Raw genomic sequence first — 19939 nt, 5'->3', positions numbered from 1 at the left:
GGACAACGATCACGGGACCGGATCCTGTCAGGCCAAACAGCCTCTCCTCGCATGTCCGACAAGCCACAGAAGGGACGCGATCGAAAGGCGGATGGCTGCCCAGCAAGAGCTCAGCGCAGCGTCAAAGTTCGATCGACTTCGCGCCCGAAACCGGTGATCTCCAGCCGATCCTCATAGACCGAGACGATTGCATAGGCATTGGCGTCTTCGGTATCGACCATGCCCTTGAAATTGACGAAGTAAGTGGCGCCCGACACGCCGAAATTGCCGGCATGATTGTGGCCGTTGAGATAGGCGACGACATGGTCGTGCCCGGCCAGAAGCGAGAGCATCCGCTCGCTGTTCAAGGCGTTGTGGCCGTTGTCCGGGAAGACCGGATAATGGTTCATGACGACGACCTTCTCGCCTGCCGCCTTCGCTTCCTGCAGTTTCTCGGCAAACCAGTCGAATTGCCGCTCGCCGATGGCGCCGTTCCAGCGCTGGCCGTTGAGCGCTCCCGCATCCTCCAGCGCCTTCATCAGCTCCTTTGCCTGCTGTCGACGCGGATCTCCTTCCGGCGGAGCGAAGACGCTGATCTCGTTGCCGTCGAGCGCAATGAAGCGATAGCCGGAATGGCCGAAATCGTAATAGGCGGAGGGCATGCCGGCACGTGCGGGCACATTGTCGAGATGCTCGGGCGCTATCGCGAAATCATGGTTGCCGAGCAGGAAGTGCTTCCGATGACGCAGCGTCTCATAGACCGGCAAGATCGCATCAAAACTCTTCCATTCGCGATCGATGATGTCGCCAAGCGTCACGACGAAGGCGATATCGTGCCGGTTGAATTCCTCTATCGCCGAACGAAGTTTGGCAAGGCTGTTCGCGGGATAGCGATTGAGGGTCAGATTGGGCTCGAGATCGGCATATTGCGGATCGGCGACGACACCGAAGCGGAAGAGCGGTGCTGATGGCATTCAGCCTCCTTGGGCGGCATCCTTGGAACGCCAAGCGGCCCACGAATACGTCAATATGGGCTGACGATAAGAAAACACCCGACGCCATCAAGACGCCGGGTGCGAAAGCCAGCCTTAGCGGCAGACCTTACTTCGTAGCGGCTTCGTAGCGCTCCAGGACGTAGTCCCAGTTGATCAGGCTGTCGATGAAGGCTTCGAGATACTTCGGACGCAGGTTGCGGTAGTCGATGTAGTAGGAGTGTTCCCAGACGTCGACGCCGAGAATCGGGTCTGCACCATGAACCAGCGGGTTTTCGCCGTTCGGGGTCTTGGAGATTTCGAGCTTGCCGTTCTTGACGGAAACCCATGCCCAGCCCGAGCCGAACTGCGTGGCGCCGGCAGCGGCGAAATCAGCCTTGAACTTGTCATAGCCGCCGAGATCGGAATTGAAGGCAGCTTCGAGCTTGCCCGGCAGCTTGTTGCCGCCGCCGCCCTTCTTCATCCACTTCCAGAAATGGATGTGGTTGTAGTGCTGGGCAGCATTGTTGAAGAGGCCTGCATTGGTGCCGAAAGACTTCTTCACGACTTCTTCGAGCGACAGGTCGGAAAGACCGGCTTCGGCAGCGAGCTTGTTGCCGTTGTCGACATAGGCCTTGTGGTGCTTGTCGTGGTGATATTCGAGCGTCTCACGCGACATGAACGGCGAAAGGGCGTCGTAATCGTACGGAAGTGCAGGCAATTCGAAAGCCATGGTCATATCTCCTCTTGGCAGAAAATTGCGGTCGGCAGGTGACCGGAACATAGGAGCGGTCGCCAGGAAGAGCAACCGGCGACATGCCAAAAAAGTTGCCTGCAGAAGCAAAAATTGCCTTATTTTCAATTGGGTATAGCATCTACTTTAAAACTAATCTTATTGAATACATCGGTATCGGGATGCATGCCGCGACACCGAGATGGAATGTCGACAAAGGCGGGAGCCGCAGCTAGTTTCGCCGGAGTTCGCCCTGGTGAGAAATGCCCCATGACAATCGCTTGCCTACACACTGCCGAAAGCAACATTGCCATCTATGAGACTGCAGCGAGGGTGCTCGGACTGCCCGATGGTACGCTGCGTCACCATGTCCGCGCCGACCTTCTTCTCTCCGCCGAAGCGGCCGGACGGTTGACCGAAGAGATTTCCGGCGAAACGGCTGCTCTCCTTTGGCATCTCGCCGAGGATGCCGATGCCGTGGTGCTCAACTGCTCAACGCTCGGACCGGCAGCGACGAAAGTGGCACCGGGCGCGGCGGCACCTATTATTCGAGCGGATGCTACGCTTGCCGACGAGGCCGTCAGGGCTGGCGGCAAGATCATCGTACTATGCACAGTGGAAACGACGCTCGCCCCGACGACGGCGCTTTTCGAGGCGGCGGCGAAGGCGACAGGCGCCGAGATCGAGGTTCGGTTGGTGCCGGGTGCCTGGGCGCTGTTTCGGGCGGGTGATCTATCTGGCTATCTCGCCTCCATAGCCGATGCCGTCAAGACGGCTTACTGCGAAGGTGCTGTCACCATCGCCTTCGCGCAAGCGTCCATGACCGATGCAGGGCGTCTTCTGCCGGAAGGCTATCGGCAACCGATGAGCGGTCCGGTGACTGCGCTTGCGGCAGCCATGGCGAAGATTGCGGGCTAGTTTTTACAGGTTTCGGCCGAAATAGACGTTCACCTCCAAGATGCGATCACCGGCAAAGCGGATCAGCTCGACATTGCGAAAGCTGCCGCCATCCATCTTCTCGGCGCGATAGCCGACGATCACATCGTCGCCATCGGCCAACAGATGTTCGATATGAATGTCGCGGAAGGTCTTTTCCTTCGGCCAGCATTGCTCGAAGTAGCTCTTCCGGTCGATATGATCGTCGCGCGGGCTGGAAAAGGTGAAATCCGGCGCCAACATCGCATCCACGATCTCGGGACGCTGGGCCAGATAGGCGGCGAAGAGGCGTTTGACCGTGTCGCAGCGGGCATTGTCCAGGGAATTCGTCATGTGTCTCCTCCTTGGCAGCCGATGGCGTCATGTCTGTCCGGCAGATACCGATTGCAAAACGCAATCGGTTAATAACATAAGGTGAGCGAACCAACAAGGCGGTTTGCGGACTTGGCATTGCCTTGGACGTGGTCCAAACTCCGCGCCAACCCCATCGAAGCAGGAAGCCATCGCCGTGTCCGAGGCTCATCATCACATGTTGGAAAAGCTGCGCCGCTTGGCAGCGAAGGACAACCGCCCGGCGGTCACGCCGACCGGCGTCGGCAGCTATTCGACGCTTTTCACCTTCGTCACACGCGAACGCGAGCGCATTGCCGGCTCGGCCTTTTCACAGGTCTCAATCGTCGCCGTGCTCGAAGGTTCCAAGGAAATCGTCAGCATGGGACGGCAACGGCACTTTACGGCTGGCACGGTGATCGTGCTGCCCGCCGGCTGGAGCGGTGATGTGGTCAACGACCCAGATCCACAGACGGGCGTGTATCGGGCGATCTTCATTACCTTTCCCGAGGAGTTGACGCGCCGGGCGGCAAAGGCATTTCCACCTGCCCAGATCGCCACACAGGCGGAGTTACCCCTTGATCCATTGCTGGCGGCGGCCATCAGCCACGCAGGTGAAGGCATTGCTGAGGGCAACATGCCGATCCCTTTGATCGAGCACAGGCTTCTCGAAATCCTCATGGTGCTCGGATTGCGCGGCGCCCTACCCGGCTCGCCCGAGACCACAGCCGAGGCTGTGCGGGCGCTGGTGCGCTGGCAGCCGGATCGCTCCTGGACGGCCGRTCTCATTGCCGCTGAACTCGGCACCAGCAATGCGACACTGCGCCGCCGTCTGTCGCGCGAAGGCGCAGCGTTGCGCGATGTTCTCGCAAGCGAGCGCGTGGCACTTGCAACGACCCTTCTGGCGGAAGACGGATTGTCTCTGCGCGAAGCGGCCCTTGCCACCGGCTATCGCTCGCCACGCCGCTTTGCCGATCGACTTCGCAGCGCGTGAGCGTTTCCGACCGCATTTTGAGCGTTTGCGTGCGCAGTCGCTCGGTCCGATTTGTTAGACCCTGTCCTCGAAGGCTCACAGGAGCCGCAACATGAAAGGGCAACATCATGAAAACCATGCTCAAAGTTCTGAATGCCATTGCCATCGCAACTGCCGCCGCCACGCCGGCGCTCTCGGCCGATCTCAAGGTGACCTTCGCAAAGAGCAACGGCCGGATGCTGCTGCCGGAGAACGCCTCCTGTATCGTGACGGGATCCGACAAGTCGGCGCCCGGACCGAACAAAAGCCTCGGCGTCTCTTGGTCGAAGGGGCCAGAGGGAACCCGCTCCTATGCGGTGACCATGGTCGACCCCGACGTTCCCACCGATTTCTCGCTGTTCAACAAGGCCGACAAAACCATTCCGAAAGACTTCAAGCGGATGGAGTTCGTTCATTGGGTGCTGGTCGATATCCCGGCGTCGCGCACCAGCCTTGACGAAGGCACCGATGGAAACGGCCCCTCCTCCGGCGGCCTGCAGCTGGAGCGCACGGCCTACGGACGGCGCGGTCAGAACGGAGCCGGCGGCGGCAATTTAAGGAATGGGCCGCATGGCGGCTACATGGGCGCCTGCCCGCCCTGGAATGACGAGCGCATTCACAGCTACCACGTCACCGTCTATGCGCTCGACGTCGACCAACTGAAGCTTCCCGATCTCTTCACCCGCGCCGATCTGATCGCCGCCGCGAAGGGGCACATCCTGGCATCAGGCAGCCAGGAATTATTTTACACATTGAATGCAAAGGCCGAGAAATGACCGAGACGAGATGGGATGCAGTCGCACCGGCTGAGCAGGAAACCGCACATTGGATGCGGAACCTGATCATCTGCCTCGTCGGTTCGTTCACGACGATCGTGGCGATGACGCTGCTGCTCCCCTTCCTGCCGCTCTATGTGGAAGAACTCGGCGTCAGTGATAAGGCCGCGATCGTGCAATGGTCCGGCATTGCCTATGGCGCCACCTTCTTTGCCGCCGCTTTTGTCGCGCCGCTCTGGGGGCGGCTCGGCGATATCTACGGCCGCAAGCTGATGCTGATCCGCGCCAGCCTCGGCATGACGGTCGCGATCTCGCTGATGGGCATGGCCGGCAATGTCTGGCAGTTGGTGGCGCTGCGGCTGTTCACAGGCCTTGCTGGCGGCTATGCCTCGGGATCGATGGTACTGGTGGCCGCGCAGACACCGAAGCATCGTTCCGCATGGGCGCTCGGCACGCTGTCCGCCGGCATCATGGCGGGCAATCTGGTGGGACCGCTGATCGGCGGCGCGCTGCCGCCTGTTATCGGCATTCGCGGCACCTTCCTACTGGCCGGCGGCGTGATCTTCTTCACCTTCCTGGCGACGACCTTCCTGATCAAGGAAGAGAAATCCACGGCGCGGAAGAAGGCGGCAAAGGCAAGCGGCAGTTGGGCCTCCATTCCGAACAAGCGTCCGGTCATTGCCATGCTGTCACTCGGCCTGCTTTTGATGCTCGCCAATATGTCGATCGAGCCGATCATAACAGTCTATGTCGCGCAGTTCGTCACGGACGCCAACGTGACGATGGTGTCGGGCATCGTCATGGCCGCTGCGGCGCTCGGCAGCATCCTGTCGTCCTCCTGGCTCGGCAAGCTCGCCGACCGCATCGGCTACTGGAGCGTCATCATGGCGGCCCTTACCGTCGCGGCGCTGCTGCTCATCCCGCAGGCTTTCGTCACGTCGGCCGGGCAACTGATCGCGCTGCGCTTCCTGATGGGCATTGCGCTCGGGGGGCTCCTGCCCTGCATCACCGCCGTCATCCGGCACAACGTTCCCGATGCGGCGACGGGTAGCATCCTCGGCCTTTCCATCTCATCGCAATATGTCGGTCAGGTGGCAGGGCCTGTGATGGGCGGCTTTGTCGCTGGCCATATCGGCATGCGCGCCGTCTTCCTGGGCACATGCGTGCTGCTCGCGCTCGGCGCCATCTATTGCTGGTGGGTGAGCCCGAAGAAGGAAGCGGAATAGCCTGTCTGCCCTCACCTTCGACTTAGGGCACTTCGGGTCAGAATCGCGGCCTAATCTCCGCGATTCTATCTGGGCCATATTGAGCTCAAACGCGCTTTTGGTATTCTCCCGCTATCGGCAGTTGAGGAGATCCGCCATGGCACTTCCAAGTTTTGAAACCGAGCGACTGCTCCTCTTTCCTCGGACCATGGCCGACCTTCGCGACTGCATTACGATGGATCGCGACCCGGACGTAACGCGCTTCATCCCAGGCCCGTGGCACGACATGGATGCACACCGAACCTTTGTGGAAGGTCGAATAAAAGCGAATTTCGGCGACGGGCTGGGTTATTGGTCGGTTCGCGCTAGGGAAAACCCAGAGCAGTTCCTCGGCTGGATATTGCTGATACCCGTCGACGCGACCGGGCCTGATATCGAGATCGGATGGCGGTTTAACAGGGTTGCCTGGGGCAAAGGCTATGCAACCGAGGCAGCAACGCCGGTTCTTGCCCATGCTTTCCAGACACTCGGACTCGACCGCGTCATCGCCGATATCGCTCCCGGAAACGCGGCATCCATCCGCGTCGCAGAGAAGCTCGGCCTGTCACAGCCGCGCCACATCACATATCACGACGAAGCCTTTGCCTCCTACAGCATAACAAGGGCGGCGTTCGAAGCCGACACCGCGAGGCAATGATCCCATCGCCTCGCGGTCGACGGCCGCTTACTCTTCGCTGGCGCTGCGGCCGTGCGCCCAGTTCATGTAGAGCTCGAGCGCCTTGCGGGCGACTGGCCCTTCCTGAAACTCGCGGTCGTCCAGGCGCTTGACGCCGACGACCTTGGAATAGTTGCCGGTCGTGAACACCTCGTCGGCCGCCTTGAACTGCTCCACGGTGAGCGTTTCTTCACGGACGTCAAAACCTTCCTGGCGCAGCAGGCCGATGACACGGGCGCGAGTGATGCCGGCAAGGAAGGTGCGGTTGGCGATCGGCGTGTAAACGATGCCGTCCTTGACCATGAAGACGTTGGATGCGGCGGTTTCGGCCACGTTGCCGTTCATGTCGCAGACGAGCGCATTGTCGAAGCCGCGCTTCTTCGCTTCCAGTATCATGCGGCCGCTATTGGGATAGAGCGAGCCGGCCTTAGCGTCGGTCATTGCCGTTTCCGGCGATGGGCGACGGAAGGGCGAAACGGTGAGCGTGATGCCGCCATTGCCGCCGAGCGGCGCTTCGAACAGGCACAGCGCGAAACGCGTCGATTCCGCATCGACCGCGACAACGCTGCCGGCCGAGCCATGCTCGCCCCAATACATCGGCTTGATGTAGATCGGCGTCTTGCCGTCGAACTTCTTGATGCCTTCCCAGGCGAGCGCTTCGATCTCTTCAGCCGTCTTGACCGGCTTCAGGCCCATAGCAACGGCAGAACGGTTGACGCGCTGGCAATGCAGATCGAGATCGGGCGCGATGCCATCGAACCAGCGCGCGCCGTCGAACACGGTCGAGGCGAGCCACATGGCATGCGAGGTCGGCCCGATGAGCGGCGGATTGCCGGAGAGCCACTCTCCTTCGACATGGGTCCAGGTGGTGGAGCGGGGCGACGTATCGACGGACATGGGTGTTTCCTCTCTTTGAGCGGCTCAGCTTTTCACGTAATCTGTGAACCGCTCCATCTTTTTGTTTTTACGCAATTCCGGACGGAAAACCGCTACGCACTTTTCCCGGAATTGCTCTGGTGGCGAAGAGCAAATAGCCGCGCAATCTCAGGGTCAAGCAGAAACTGCGCGGCAAAATCCATTTGCAACAAAGCGCCCGATACCGCATTCATAGCGCAATTTTCATGCGCCGAAACAACAACTTGACGAATGGGTTCATCAGGAAAAATGATGGACCGTACGGATGGCAGGCAAACAGGGAGAACTCCGATGAAAGCGATGTACTACGAGTCTTTCGAGGCGACGCCTGAGATACGCAACTTGCCCGATCCGACGCCGGGCGAGGACGGCGTGGTCATCGCCGTCGGTGCCACCGGGCTCTGCCGCAGCGACTGGCATGGCTGGATGGGGCACGATCCGGATATCAAGCTGCCGCATGTGCCGGGCCATGAGCTCGCCGGCAAGGTCGTCGCGACGGGTCGCGGCGTCGTCCGTTTCAAGGTCGGTGATCGCGTCACCGTTCCCTTCGTTTCCGGCTGCGGCCATTGCGCCGAATGTCATTCCGGCAACCAGCAGGTCTGCCCGAGCCAATTCCAGCCGGGCTTTACCCACTGGGGTTCCTTCGCCGAATATGTTGCGATCGATTATGCCGACACCAATCTCGTTCACCTGCCCGAGACGATCGACGATGCGACAGCGGCAAGTCTCGGCTGCCGTTTCGCCACCTCGTTCCGCGCCGTTGCCGACCAGGCAAAGACACGGCCAGGCGAATGGATCGCCGTGCATGGCTGCGGCGGCGTCGGCCTTTCGGCAATCATGATCGCAAGTGCCCTTGGCGCCAATGCCATCGCCATCGACATTTCCGACGAGAAGCTGGCCTTCGCCCGTGAATGCGGTGCCGTGGCGACGATCAATGCGGCTAGCGTGGCTGACGTTAGCGAGGCGGTGCGCGAGATTACCAAGGGCGGTGCCCATGTCTCGATCGATGCGCTCGGCCACCCCACGACCTGCTTCAACTCCATCAAGAACCTACGCCGCCGCGGCCGGCACGTGCAGGTCGGCCTCATGCTCGGCGACTATGCTACGCCGCAAATCCCCATGGCGCAGGTCATCGGCCATGAGCTGGAAATCTATGGCAGCCACGGCATGCAGGCCTGGCGCTACGATGCCATGCTCGACATGCTTGCCGCCGGCAAGATCGCGCCGCAGAAGCTCATCGGCCGCAAGATCAGCCTGGAAGAGGCGGTTCCCGCGCTGATGACGCTCGACAAAGCCGAGGGCATGGGCATCAGCGTCATCACGCAATTTTGAACCCAGCCCTCGAGGCGCAGGAAACCTCAGGATTGACCTAGCTTTTGCGGTTCAACCGAACGATGAAGGCGCGCTTTCGAAAAACTGTCATGCAATCGGGATAGACTCTTTCATCTAGTGCCCTTGCACAAATGTCATTTCGTGCCCAGATTGCCGCCCATGCCCGATAGCGAGCCTCATAGTTCCTGCTCCAGGAAAACCGGCCCGACAAATAGCGATCCGGATAGCGACGGCTGTACCAGCCGCGCGATAGCATTGGCGCGCGGCATCTCACTCGACAAACAGAAGGAAAGAATTGGCGGGCCCGTCACGGCCGGCGCCAAGCTTGCACATTGATGATCTTCGACTGGCTATCCGACCCCTCCGCCTGGATCGGTCTTGCTACCCTGATCGTTCTCGAGATTGTTCTCGGTATCGACAATCTCGTCTTCATTGCGATTCTGGCCGATAAGCTGCCGCCGCACCAGCGCGACGCCGCCCGCATGATCGGCCTGGCGCTGGCGCTGATCATCCGCCTCGCGCTGCTTGCCTCCATCGCGTGGGTCGTGACGCTGACGACGCCGCTGATCTCCGTCTGGGGCTTCGGTCTCTCCGGCCGCGATCTCATCCTGATTTTCGGCGGCCTGTTCCTGCTGTTCAAGGGCACGATGGAGCTGCACGAGCGACTGGAAGGACATGAGGCGCAGGGCGAGAAGAAGCTCGTCCACGCCGTCTTCTGGCAAGTGATCGTGCAGATCGTCGTGCTTGACGCGATCTTCTCGCTCGACAGCGTCATCACGGCCGTGGGCATGGTGCAGGAACTCTCAATCATGATGGTCGCCGTCATCGTCGCGGTCGCCGTCATGCTGTTCCTCTCGAGGCCGCTGATGGCCTTCGTTTCGAAACATCCGACCGTGGTCATCCTCTGCCTCGGCTTCCTGATGATGATCGGCTTCTCGCTGGTGGTGGAAGGCTTCGGCTTCCATGTGCCGAAGGGCTATCTCTATGCCGCCATCGGTTTCTCGATCATCATCGAAACGCTGAACCAGCTCGCCCGCCGCAACAAGGAGCGGCTGATCACGCCGAGCAATATCCGCAATCGCACCGCCGACGCCGTGCTCGGACTTCTCGGCGCCAAACGACCGCAGGGTACGCTCGGCGAGCCCGCCGAGACGAGAGCCGAGCAGACCGTCAGCGAAGAAGTGTTCTCCACCGAGGAGAAGGATATGATCCATGGCGTGCTGACGCTTGCCGACCGTTCGGTCCGCTCGATCATGACGCCGCGTACTGATATCGCCTGGTTGGATCTCGACAAACCGCGGGCAGAACAGCAGCGCCGCGTCATCGAGATGGGTCATTCGCGCTTTCCGGTCGTGCGCGGCAGCCTCGACGATTTCGTGGGCACCGCCAGCGCACGCGACGTCCTGCGCGACCTCATGGAAAAGGGCGAGATCGATGTGGAACGCTCGATCCGCCAGCCGCTCGCCGTGCACGAGAGCATCAACGTTCTCAAGCTCATGGAGCGGTTGCGCCAGACAAACCAAGCGATGGCGCTGGTCTTGGACGAATATGGCGAGATCGAAGGACTGGTGACGACGACGGATCTCTTCGAGGCAATCGCCGGCGAATTCCCCGACGAGGAGGATGAGCGGCTGACGATCGACAAGGGCGAGGATGGGGCGCTGACTGTCGACGGCTGGATCGACATTCGCCATCTCTCCAAGCTGGTCGGCATCGATCTTGTTGACGAAACCGATCGCTACTCGACGCTTGCCGGATTCATCCTGTGGGGCCTCGGCCATTTTCCGCACGAAGGCGAGCGCTTCAACTCCGGCCGACTGGCCTTTGAAGTGGTCAAACTCAATGGCCGAAATATCGACAAGGTGCGGATCCAACCGTTGGAATATGCAATCTAGAAGAGGATAGACTCATGGCATGGTCTGCTGGCCAGTACGTGAAATTCGAGGATGAACGCACGCGCCCGGCGCGGGATCTCCTGGCGCAGGTGCCGCTGGCAAGCGTCGAGCGAGCGATCGACCTCGGTTGCGGCCCAGGCAATTCGACGGAACTGATCGTCGAGCGATACGGTGCCGCCGGCGTCTCTGGCCTCGATAGCGACGACAACATGCTGGAAGCGGCGCGCAAGCGCATGCCGGGCACGGTCTTCGCCAAAGCCGATCTCACGACCTGGCGTCCCGGGAAGCCTGTCGACCTGCTCTTTGCCAATGCCGTCTTTCAGTGGCTGCCGAACCATCTCGATATTCTCGACCATTTAATGGATGGCCTGAAGCCGGGCGGCGTGCTTGCCGTGCAAATGCCGGACAATCTGAACGAGCCGAGCCATCTTATGATGGAGGAAACCGGCAAGAGCGGTCCATGGAGCCAAGCCTTTGCCAAGAAGAGCGTGCGCCGCAATCCGCTTCCCGCCCCCTCGGTCTACTATAACAGGCTGATCGGCAAATCGGCTCGGGTCGATATCTGGCACACCAACTACAATCACGCGCTGGAAAATGCGGCTGCGATCGTCGAATGGGTGAAGGGCACGGGCCTGCGCCCCTATCTCGACCATGCCGGCGCCGAGCATCGCGATGCTTTCACCGCCGAGTATCTGAAGCATATCGAGAATGCCTATCCGCCGCTGGCCGATGGCAAGGTGCTTTTGCGCTTTCCCCGGCTCTTCATGATCGCCGTTAAGAAGTAGGATACTCCCTCCCCCAAAGTCTGCCGACGGCGCCGCGCGCCACATCTGGCGTGCAAAGGTCGCTGTAACACGTTAAATCTGCTGCATAATTTTGTCCCTAAATCGATTTCGATTTAAGGAATTATGCAGTAGAACTGCAGCAGCCAAAGCTGAAACAGCAATAGCTCCGAGGAGATAGTCGATGTCGTCCAGAAGCCCCCTTTATGGCCGCCGCAAGGAGAAGTGCTCATGACCACCCCCGACGTCGCACCCGCCCCGCCACTGACATTCGTAATCTTCGGCGCCGCTGGCGATCTCACCCGGCGCCTGCTTATCCCGACGCTGATCAACATGACCCGCAGCGGGCTTGTGGGAGAGGATCTGCACATCCTCGGCGTCGGCATCGAGACCGGCGGCGTGGACATGCTGCTGGGGCGGCTGGAAGCCTTCCTCAAGACCTCCGGCGACATGGATGATCCACAGCGTCAGGCCGCGTGGCAGAGCCTGAGCAAGCGCATCAGCTATATCTCTGGCGATTTCACGCAGAACGGCGTCTACAAACAAATCGCCGATTACCTATCGAATGCACCAAGCGCCAATGCGGCGTTCTATTTCGCCGTACCGCCGCAATTCTTTGGCGACATCGCCGAAAAGCTATCCGAGAACGGGCTGATGAACGAGGCGACCGGCGCCTTCCGCCGCATCGCAATCGAGAAGCCCTTCGGCCACGATCTTGCCTCGGCGCAGGCCCTAAATGCGCGGCTGCTTAATCATGTCCACGAAAGCCAGATCTACCGCATCGACCATTTCCTCGGCAAGGAAACGGTCCAGAACATCATGACGACGCGCTTCGCCAACATGATGATCGAAGCCTTGTGGAACAACAACTATATCGACCACGTGCAGATCACGGCGGCCGAGCTTGTCGATGTCGGCACCCGCGGCAAATTCTATGACGCGACCGGCGCGCTGCGCGACATGGTCCCGAACCATCTCTTCCAGCTGCTGGCCATGGTGGCAATGGAGCCGCCGAACAGCTTCGATGCGGAATCGATCCGCAACGAAAAAGGCAAGGTGCTGAAAGCCCTGCGCGCCTATTCGCGCGAAGAAGCAGCCCAAAACGGCGTGCGCGGCGCCTATATGGCCGGCCCGATCGCCGGCCGCGATCTGCCGGCCTTTACCCAGACGCCGGATGTATCTCCCGATAGCAATACCGAAACCTTCGTGGCGCTGAAGCTTCTCGTCGACACCTGGCGCTGGGCGGGCGTACCGTTCTATCTGCGCACCGGCAAGGCGATGAAGGCGCGCGATACGGAAGTGGTCATCACCTTCCGCCAGGTACCCTTTGCGCAATTCCCCCGCCACGGCACCCAACCGGAGCTGCCTCCGAACAGGCTGATCATCCAGGTCCAGCCCGACGAAGGGCTGGATATGGAAATCTCGATCAAATCACCGGGGCTGGTGCTGAAAACCGCGCCGGTTTCACTCGACTTCCGCTATGCCGACAATTTCGACATCGGCAAGCAGACCGGCTACGAAAGCCTGTTCTACGAACTTTTCGTTGGCGACCAGACCCTCTTCCAGCGCGCCGACGGCATCGAGGCAGGCTGGGCGGCCGTGCAGCCCTTCCTCGATCTCTGGGCCGAAGGCGGCAAGCCCGACCCTTATGCTCCCGGCAGCTCAGGCCCGGCCTGCGCCGACGAACTCATCGAACGCGACGGCCGCAAGTGGCATCAGATCGACGGGGCCTCGAGCGGCAAGAGAGTTTGAGGTTGAGAGGGCGAGTATCGGTGGGTATCGATACCAGCCTGTTTAACTCCTAGTCGGCCAGCCCGTACAGAACTCGCTCAGCCCGACGGGCTTCCAGCACGGCGATGAAGAAACGATCCTGTTCCGGATCATCGGCAAGTGCGTTGACCGTGAATCCAACTTCGTGTCGGGCTGCCTGGCCGCCCATATAGCCGCCGCGCTCGATCCAAAAGCTCGGATAGTCCTGACCTTGCCGGCACGAATTGGCTGAACTGATCGCATACAGATATTGCCTGCCATAGGCCTGCATCAACGCCGGTATCGTGAATGTTTCATTCTTGTCCCGTCCATGCCCGTCGGAGCATGCGGAATGAAAGATCAATTCGACGCGCCCCTCATAGTCCCGCCAGAGTTCATTGAAACCCCAGTCGCGGCAAATCAGGAAGCCACAGGCGACGCCGTCGATATCCACGACAAGCTGGTGGTGACCCAGTTCGAAAGCGCGCAAGTCGTTGGTCGAGCAGCAGCGCTTGTCATAGCGGCCGACGAGATTACCCTCGCGATCCACGACATAGATCGAATTAAATTTCTTGTCGGTGGCTTCGTCACGATGGACCGAGCCGGTCACGACCCAGACACGATAGGTCCGCGCCGCTGATCGGACGGCCTCCAGCGCCGTATGAAGGGCGCCCCAATCGAAGCCGGCCCATTCGGGCCAATTGGCCGAACCATAACCGGACAATGCACATTCTGGGAAATGCACGATATCTGCACTGGCCTTTGCCGCTGCCTCGATGAGCGACCGCATCCTGGCGACATTTTCTGCAATATCGTGGCCAACAGGAATTTGCGCTGTCGCCACCCGCAGCCGGTCCGGCGCGCCAACGGCTGATGGCCGCTTATGCCAGGTATAGGCACCATCCCATTTCGCCATGCCAATACCTCTCGGCGCCCGACTCGCGCTGCTCAGAGCTTAGCAGAGTCCGAGATGGCAATGGACGGCACACGGCTGGCGCTGCGCTAACATTTGTATCCGACTTTAATGCTCAGCCCGCTACCCATGAAGGGGCGGTCCGCCGCGCCGCCTTGACCATGCCCGACGCTCCATCGTTCCGGCCAGACAGTATGCTCCAGACCCGTTGCGGAAGCCCCACAGAATGAACTCCATCCGTGATCGGCCCGCATCCTATAGAGCATACCACCCGGCCCCATGCCGGCATGCAGAGCAATGTCGATGTCGAGCGCCTTTCCAGGTGAGAGATCCGGTCCGAACCAATAGTGCGGACTGCGGCCGGGATCGCGGCCAAGGACCAAGGTCAGTGTCTGACGCGGGCCGCGCAGCCCGAGCCATAGCTTGGCGGCGCTATGAGAATCGAAAAGGGAGAACAAGGTCTGCGCCGGCGCATATGACCCATCCGCCATATGTCCGGTGATCTTGAGCTGGACGATATAATCGGCACCCTTCAAGCCACCGAAGCCGACATCATGCAATCCGGGCGATAGCTCCCGCGAAGTTCCGACTGGCTTGAAAGGCCATTGCAACCGTTCACGGACCAAGCCGTCCGTGTCCAGCACCTGATAGCGCAATCCTTCCGCATCCAGTGCCGCCTGAACGCAATGAAGATATTCCACACCTTCCGGCATCCTGTGCGCCGTTCCGGCGCCTGCCGTACAAAGCTGTAGAACGCCGCGATGAACCTGAACGTCGAAGGCGAGCATATGGCTACAAACATAAGCCAGGACATCCGCTTCCACGAGAATATCCCAGAAAGGCGTTGCATATTCGTGACCGATCTCACGCTGATAAGTGCCGGAGTAGCCGTTGACCGGGAAAACGGGATGATGGCCGAGAACGATTTTATGTCTCGCGTCGGCATGCGCCCTCAATGTCGCCTCCAGCCACTCGGTTTCGACATGGCCCTCACCACCCAAACCAGTCCACAACGTATGGACGAAGACCAACAGCAGGTCGCCGCGCCGAACCCAATAGGATAGCCCCTCCTGCCCCAGCGGCCCATTTTCCGGCAGGCGGAGCACCTCGCGGAAAATCCTTTCGCTCATTTCGTCGTAGGTCGTGTGGTTGCTTGTCGTGTGCCAGAGCGGCGTCTGATCGCGATCAAGCCAAGCCATCTCATGGTCGAGCCAATGCCGCCATTGTGCACGCAGCTCGTCCGGATCGGGCGTGAGGCCGATGATCTCGTCGCCGGGAAATAGAATAAATTCAGGCGGCGGATCAAGCCGCCGCAACACTGCGTTGACAGCGGCGAAGGTTCTTTCATGCAACGCGCCCGGAACGCCCGAACAGGAATCACCGTAAAGAACGAACTGGTGACCTGGGCCGGCGGGCACAAGCGAGCGGATGAGGCCGACAGACATCAACGTTCTCCCTAAAAAGGACGACCCTCGCCCCTAGAGGAGCGAAGGCCGGAGAATTGAAGCAATCAAAACCAGTACTGCGAACCGGACCCGCCAATTCGCAAGGTAAGGTTTGCCGAGCCAGCCCCTCGCGAAACGAGAAGGCCCTTGCTTGGCGTCAGATGAACTGGCTGAGGCCTGGAACGGAATTCACCACCTGGTCCACAACATCGTTGCCGGCATATTGCCGGGCGGTCGCAACCGTTTCCTTGGCGAGCGAGGTGATATCGCCCATGCCGAGGCCGGTGCTCATCAGCTGCTGGCCGAGGCCCATGATCCCACCGCCGGCGCCAACCGCGTTCAAGAGACCGCCGAGAAGACCGCCGCCACCCGAGGCGTCACCGCCGTACTGGGCGACCAGATCAGTTGCGCCGGGGAAGGATTCGATCATCTTGGTAACGGGGCCTTCCGGAGCTTCGCGCTGCAGGAAGCCGAGGATCATGCCGACGGCCTTCTCCGCGAGGTCCGGAGCGATGCCGGCTTTGGTCGCGATCTGATCAATAACTTCGTTCACTGTGGCCTCCTGCCTTTACGACGTTAACGTCAACGTAACTCAATGAAGCAGCCGACACAAGCCGCGCCGGGCACCGTCATTCTACCAGAAGCGGAACCGTGACGCGAATGGTTGTCCCCCTTCGTTCGAGTTCTTATAACAGTGTCAGGACAAATCGATGAATGGCCCTTGCAGCCCCAAAAGGGTTGCTGTGCCGCCGCCCTGGAACCGGATGATTTTGGATCGAATCGATCCAAAATCATCCGGTTCTGGAATCAAATAGGTAGAGCATGATGTCATCCGAAAACCGGTGACACTTTTCGGCATCATGCTCTAAGGGGGACGACACCATGCCGCAGCAGGATGGACAGATTTTCGTCGGCGCGAGCCGCCATCCGGATGAAAGCATCAATAAGGACGAGTTCCTGACGCTGAAATTCGGCAACCGCCACGGCCTCGTCACCGGCGCCACCGGCACCGGCAAGACGGTGACTCTCCAGGTATTGGCGGAAGGCTTTTCCAAGGCCGGCGTGCCTGTCTTTTGCGCTGATATCAAGGGCGATCTCTCCGGCATTGCCGTCAAAGGCGAAGCCAAGGATTTCCTGCTGAAGCGTGCCGAGGAAATTGGCCTTTCGCCTTATGAGTTCGATCAGTTTCCGGTCATCTTCTGGGATCTCTATGGCGAGAAGGGCCACCGCGTTCGCGCGACCATCGCCGAGATGGGACCGCTTTTGCTGGCACGATTGATGGATGCTTCCGAAGCGCAGGAAGGAGTGCTCAACATCGCCTTCAAGATTGCCGACGAAAATGGCCTGGCGCTGCTGGATCTCAAGGATCTGCAGGCGCTGTTGAACTATATGGGCGACAATGCCAGCGAGCTTTCCAGCAAATATGGCCTGATCTCAAAATCCTCAGTCGGCTCGATCCAGCGTGCAATGCTCGTGCTGGAACAGCAGGGTGCGGAAAACTTCTTCGGCGAACCCGCCCTGAAGATCTCCGACATCATGCGGGTCAGCAACGACGGATACGGCCAGGTTTCCGTGCTTGCGGCCGACAAGCTGATGATGAACCCGAGGCTCTATGCGACCTTCCTGCTGTGGCTGCTGTCGGAACTGTTCGAGGAACTGCCCGAGGTGGGCGATCCGGAAAAGCCGAGGCTGGTCTTCTTCTTCGATGAAGCGCACCTGCTCTTCAACGATGCGCCGAAAGTGCTGATCGAGCGCGTCGAGCAAGTGGTGCGCCTGATCCGCTCCAAGGGCGTCGGCGTCTATTTCGTCACCCAAAACCCGCTCGATGTGCCCGAAACCGTGCTGGCCCAGCTTGGCAATCGCGTCCAGCATGCCCTGCGCGCCTATACGCCGCGCGAGCAGAAAGCCGTGCAGACGGCAGCCTCCACTTTCCGGCCCAATCCCGCCTTCGATTGCGCCGAAGTCATCACGACGCTCGGCACCGGCGAAGCACTGGTGTCGATGCTGGAGGGCAAGGGTGCGCCATCGATCGTCGAGCGCACACTGATCCGGCCGCCTGCCGGCCGCATCGGCCCGCTTAACGATACGGAGCGTCAGGCCGTCATGCATGCCAGCCCGGTGGCAGGCATCTACGACCAAACGATCGATCGAGAATCCGCCTATGAGATCCTGACCGAGCGCGCCCGCAAGGCTTCCGAGCAGCAGAGCGGCAACGCAGGCGATGGCTGGACGCTGCCCGGCTTTGGCGGAGACAGCAATAAGCCGGCCGGCCGTGGTCGCTCGGGCTACCAGCGGGAGACGATCATGGAAGCTGCACTGAAAAGCGTGGCGCGCACGGTCGCCACGCAGGTAGGCCGCGCCATCGTGCGAGGCATCCTCGGCAGTTTCAAGAGGTAAGTCGACACCTCCCCCTTGACGGAGAAGATCACGACCAAGCGGCGGGCGGGGTGACATGCCGCAAACCTGGGGATCACCCCACCCCGGCCCTACGGGCCGACCCTCCCCCTCAAGGGGAGGGTGGAGATCAGCGCACCGGCGCGACGAGCGAGAAGAACGCTCCCTGCGGGTCGGTCGCCTGGACGATCCAGCTGCCGCCGGGGACTTCCATGGGACCATTGACGATCGTGCCGCCGCCTTCGGTGATGCGCGCGATTGCCGCGTCGATCGCCGGAACGTTGATGTAGAAATTCCAGGCGGCCATCGGCATTTCTGCCGGCTTGGTCATGATGCCGCCGAAGTCGCGATCGCCGATCTTGAAGATCTTGTACTTGCCCATCGTGCCCATATCGAAATCGGAGCTCAGTTCCCACCCGAACATCTCGCTATAGAAATCGAAAGCCTTCGGACCGTCGCCGGAATAAAGTTCGTGCCAGCCGAAATATCCCGGTGTCGCAGGGGCTGCGGGCTCCCAATCCTGGCCCGGTAGCGGCGTAAACAGGCAGAAGGCCGCGCCATAGGGATCGGAGACAACGGAGAACCTACCCACGCCCGGAATATCCGTCGGCTCACGATAGGTCTTGCCGCCCTTGCCAACGACCGTCTTGGTGGCTTCGTCGACGTCGGGAACGCCGATATAGCCGGTCCAGCAAGGCGGCGTGCCCATGGCTTTCGCCTCTTGCGGCAGGATCATCAATCCGGCGACGGGGCCGGCGCCGGCGCTGAAGAGCGTGTAGTCCATTCCGACATCAGGCATTCCGGCGTCAGCGGCATCCCAGCCGACAACCTTGCTATAGAAGGCTTCCGCCGCCTTCATGTCCGTTGTCATCAACTCGTACCAGACGAAATATCCCTTCTCAGCCATCGAAGCTCTCTCCCTATTATGATTGTTGCATTATCGGTCTCATCCTGAGCCGGCTCTCAGCGCAAACTCATCATCGCCGATAAACGTGACGACGAAACGATGATCCATCGGCCGGTTCGTCAGTCTTCGGCAGACGCGCATCAGCTACAACTAGGCAGAACGGGCAATGCATCAACCCCGCCCTGCTGCAACTTGCGCCAAGCCGCGCCATTATACATCAATGGCAGCAGGAATGCGCCTTGGCAGCATCCTCATATTCGTCATGGCGGCGCACGAAATTCATTGTGCTGCTCTCGTTGCGACCCTTCGGCGCCCGGTCGAGGATCATCAGCGTACCGATCAGTTCCTCGGGGCCACGCGCATAGCTCGAATAGGTATGGAAGATATTGCCGGATTCGTCCTTGTAGAAAGAACTGAGACCCGGAAGCTCATCATACCCTTCGGCCGCATCCATCGGCGTGAAGTTGTAGAAGACCGTCTCGCCGGCAAGCTGCTCCTTCGAGAAAGAAACGTGATAGTCGAAGTTGAAATCGTTCGAGAAGGACGACACCCAGGGGAAGCCCCAGCCCATGCGCTTCTTGTAGGCGTCCACCTTCTCCAGCGGCGCACGCGAGACGGCGACCAGCGTCACGTCATGATGGTTGAGATGGGGAAGCGCCCCGTCGAAATGATCGGCAAGGAAGGAGCAGCCGGTGCAGCCGGCATCCCAATCGGGACCGAGCATGAAATGATAGACGATCAGCTGGCTGCGGCCATCGAAGAGATCGGCGAGCGTCTTCCTGCCAGCTGGCGTGTCGAAAATATAATCTTTGTCGACCTTTACCCAAGGCAAAGCCAGGCGCTCCGCATTGACGCGATCGCGCAGATGGGTTGCTTCTTTCTCTCTGGCGAGTAGTTGACGGCGGGCTTCGAGCCACACGTCCCTGGAAACGACCTGGTTCATTGTCCGC

19 protein-coding genes are annotated in these 19939 nt (G+C 60.3%); 10 read left to right on the top strand and 9 right to left on the bottom strand.

Features of this window, described 5'->3' with window-relative positions:
• Positions 1-110 precede the first annotated feature (110 nt).
• Together QD461_RS03015 and QD461_RS03010 are read right to left on the bottom strand one after the other, a co-directional pair.
• Complete coding sequence (locus QD461_RS03015) at positions 111-953, bottom strand: metallophosphoesterase (protein WP_414086425.1); 843 nt, start codon at positions 951-953, stop codon at positions 111-113.
• A 127-nt stretch (positions 954-1080) separates the two neighbouring features.
• Positions 1081-1683 carry a superoxide dismutase gene (locus QD461_RS03010; RefSeq protein WP_184701229.1) on the bottom strand — a complete coding sequence of 201 codons (603 nt, stop codon included), beginning with the start codon at positions 1681-1683 and terminating at the stop codon, positions 1081-1083.
• 270 nt (positions 1684-1953) lie between these two features.
• Here QD461_RS03010 and QD461_RS03005 point away from each other — a divergent pair, with 270 nt between their 5' ends.
• The gene (locus QD461_RS03005; protein ID WP_414086424.1) at positions 1954-2601 is read left to right on the top strand and encodes an Asp/Glu racemase; all 648 of its coding nucleotides are present in this window, start codon (positions 1954-1956) and stop codon (positions 2599-2601) included.
• 3 nt (positions 2602-2604) lie between these two features.
• On the opposite strand, the gene QD461_RS03000 is transcribed toward QD461_RS03005, so the two are convergent.
• Positions 2605-2952, bottom strand: coding sequence for a nuclear transport factor 2 family protein (locus QD461_RS03000; protein ID WP_414086423.1), 348 nt, complete (start codon positions 2950-2952; stop codon positions 2605-2607).
• Positions 2953-3127: 175 nt separating this feature from the next.
• On the opposite strand from QD461_RS03000, the gene QD461_RS02995 reads away from it, so the two are divergent.
• From QD461_RS02995 to QD461_RS02980, 4 genes are all read left to right on the top strand, one after another.
• Positions 3128-3943: a helix-turn-helix domain-containing protein gene (locus QD461_RS02995; RefSeq protein WP_414086422.1), complete on the top strand. Its 816-nt coding sequence runs from the start codon at positions 3128-3130 to the stop codon at positions 3941-3943.
• A 107-nt stretch (positions 3944-4050) separates the two neighbouring features.
• Entirely contained in the window at positions 4051-4737 is a 687-nt protein-coding gene (locus tag QD461_RS02990; RefSeq protein WP_414086421.1) for a YbhB/YbcL family Raf kinase inhibitor-like protein, read from the top strand.
• Positions 4734-5963, top strand: a complete 1230-nt coding sequence (locus QD461_RS02985; RefSeq protein WP_414086420.1) for an MFS transporter — start codon at positions 4734-4736, stop codon at positions 5961-5963. The genes QD461_RS02990 and QD461_RS02985 overlap by 4 nt, the downstream gene beginning before the upstream one ends.
• Before the next feature lie 136 nt (positions 5964-6099).
• On the top strand, positions 6100-6639 hold the full coding sequence (locus tag QD461_RS02980; RefSeq protein ID WP_414086419.1) for a GNAT family N-acetyltransferase: 540 nt from the start codon (positions 6100-6102) through the stop codon (positions 6637-6639).
• Between the two features lie 27 nt (positions 6640-6666).
• On the opposite strand, the gene QD461_RS02975 is transcribed toward QD461_RS02980, so the two are convergent.
• Positions 6667-7554 carry a branched-chain amino acid aminotransferase gene (locus QD461_RS02975; protein ID WP_414086418.1) on the bottom strand — a complete coding sequence of 296 codons (888 nt, stop codon included), beginning with the start codon at positions 7552-7554 and terminating at the stop codon, positions 6667-6669.
• Between the two features lie 309 nt (positions 7555-7863).
• Here QD461_RS02975 and QD461_RS02970 point away from each other — a divergent pair, with 309 nt between their 5' ends.
• The 4 genes from QD461_RS02970 to zwf all read left to right on the top strand — a co-directional run bounded on the left by QD461_RS02970 (position 7864) and on the right by zwf (position 13333).
• Positions 7864-8904, top strand: a complete 1041-nt coding sequence (locus QD461_RS02970; protein ID WP_414086417.1) for a zinc-dependent alcohol dehydrogenase family protein — start codon at positions 7864-7866, stop codon at positions 8902-8904.
• Between the two features lie 335 nt (positions 8905-9239).
• The gene (locus QD461_RS02965) at positions 9240-10799 is read left to right on the top strand and encodes a TerC family protein (RefSeq protein ID WP_414086694.1); all 1560 of its coding nucleotides are present in this window, start codon (positions 9240-9242) and stop codon (positions 10797-10799) included.
• Positions 10800-10813: 14 nt separating this feature from the next.
• On the top strand, positions 10814-11584 hold the full coding sequence (gene tam / locus QD461_RS02960; RefSeq protein WP_414086416.1) for a trans-aconitate 2-methyltransferase: 771 nt from the start codon (positions 10814-10816) through the stop codon (positions 11582-11584).
• 228 nt (positions 11585-11812) lie between these two features.
• Complete coding sequence (gene zwf, locus QD461_RS02955) at positions 11813-13333, top strand: glucose-6-phosphate dehydrogenase (RefSeq protein ID WP_414086415.1); 1521 nt, start codon at positions 11813-11815, stop codon at positions 13331-13333.
• A 49-nt stretch (positions 13334-13382) separates the two neighbouring features.
• Here the strand turns inward: zwf and QD461_RS02950 are convergent, their stop codons facing one another.
• The 3 genes from QD461_RS02950 to QD461_RS02940 all read right to left on the bottom strand — a co-directional run bounded on the left by QD461_RS02950 (position 13383) and on the right by QD461_RS02940 (position 16241).
• Entirely contained in the window at positions 13383-14246 is an 864-nt protein-coding gene (locus QD461_RS02950; RefSeq protein ID WP_414086414.1) for a carbon-nitrogen hydrolase family protein, read from the bottom strand.
• A gap of 86 nt (positions 14247-14332) precedes the next feature.
• Positions 14333-15688 carry a metallophosphoesterase family protein gene (locus QD461_RS02945; RefSeq protein ID WP_414086413.1) on the bottom strand — a complete coding sequence of 452 codons (1356 nt, stop codon included), beginning with the start codon at positions 15686-15688 and terminating at the stop codon, positions 14333-14335.
• Between the two features lie 157 nt (positions 15689-15845).
• Positions 15846-16241 (bottom strand): hypothetical protein, encoded by a 396-nt coding sequence (locus QD461_RS02940; RefSeq protein ID WP_414086412.1) that lies wholly within the window; start codon positions 16239-16241, stop codon positions 15846-15848.
• Between the two features lie 329 nt (positions 16242-16570).
• On the opposite strand from QD461_RS02940, the gene QD461_RS02935 reads away from it, so the two are divergent.
• Positions 16571-18085: a helicase HerA-like C-terminal domain-containing protein gene (locus tag QD461_RS02935; protein ID WP_414086411.1), complete on the top strand. Its 1515-nt coding sequence runs from the start codon at positions 16571-16573 to the stop codon at positions 18083-18085.
• Positions 18086-18212: 127 nt separating this feature from the next.
• Here QD461_RS02935 and QD461_RS02930 read toward each other — a convergent pair whose 3' ends face one another.
• Together QD461_RS02930 and QD461_RS02925 are read right to left on the bottom strand one after the other, a co-directional pair.
• The gene (locus QD461_RS02930; RefSeq protein WP_414086410.1) at positions 18213-18989 is read right to left on the bottom strand and encodes a VOC family protein; all 777 of its coding nucleotides are present in this window, start codon (positions 18987-18989) and stop codon (positions 18213-18215) included.
• Positions 18990-19206: 217 nt separating this feature from the next.
• Positions 19207-19932, bottom strand: a complete 726-nt coding sequence (locus QD461_RS02925; RefSeq protein ID WP_414086409.1) for a DUF899 domain-containing protein — start codon at positions 19930-19932, stop codon at positions 19207-19209.
• Positions 19933-19939: the final 7 nt, after the last annotated feature.

The sequence above is a fragment of the Rhizobium sp. BR 314 genome, from assembly GCF_047445805.1.
GTDB classification, from domain to species: domain Bacteria; phylum Pseudomonadota; class Alphaproteobacteria; order Rhizobiales; family Rhizobiaceae; genus Rhizobium; species Rhizobium lusitanum_B.
This window is presented reverse-complemented; position numbering and strand designations above follow the sequence as displayed.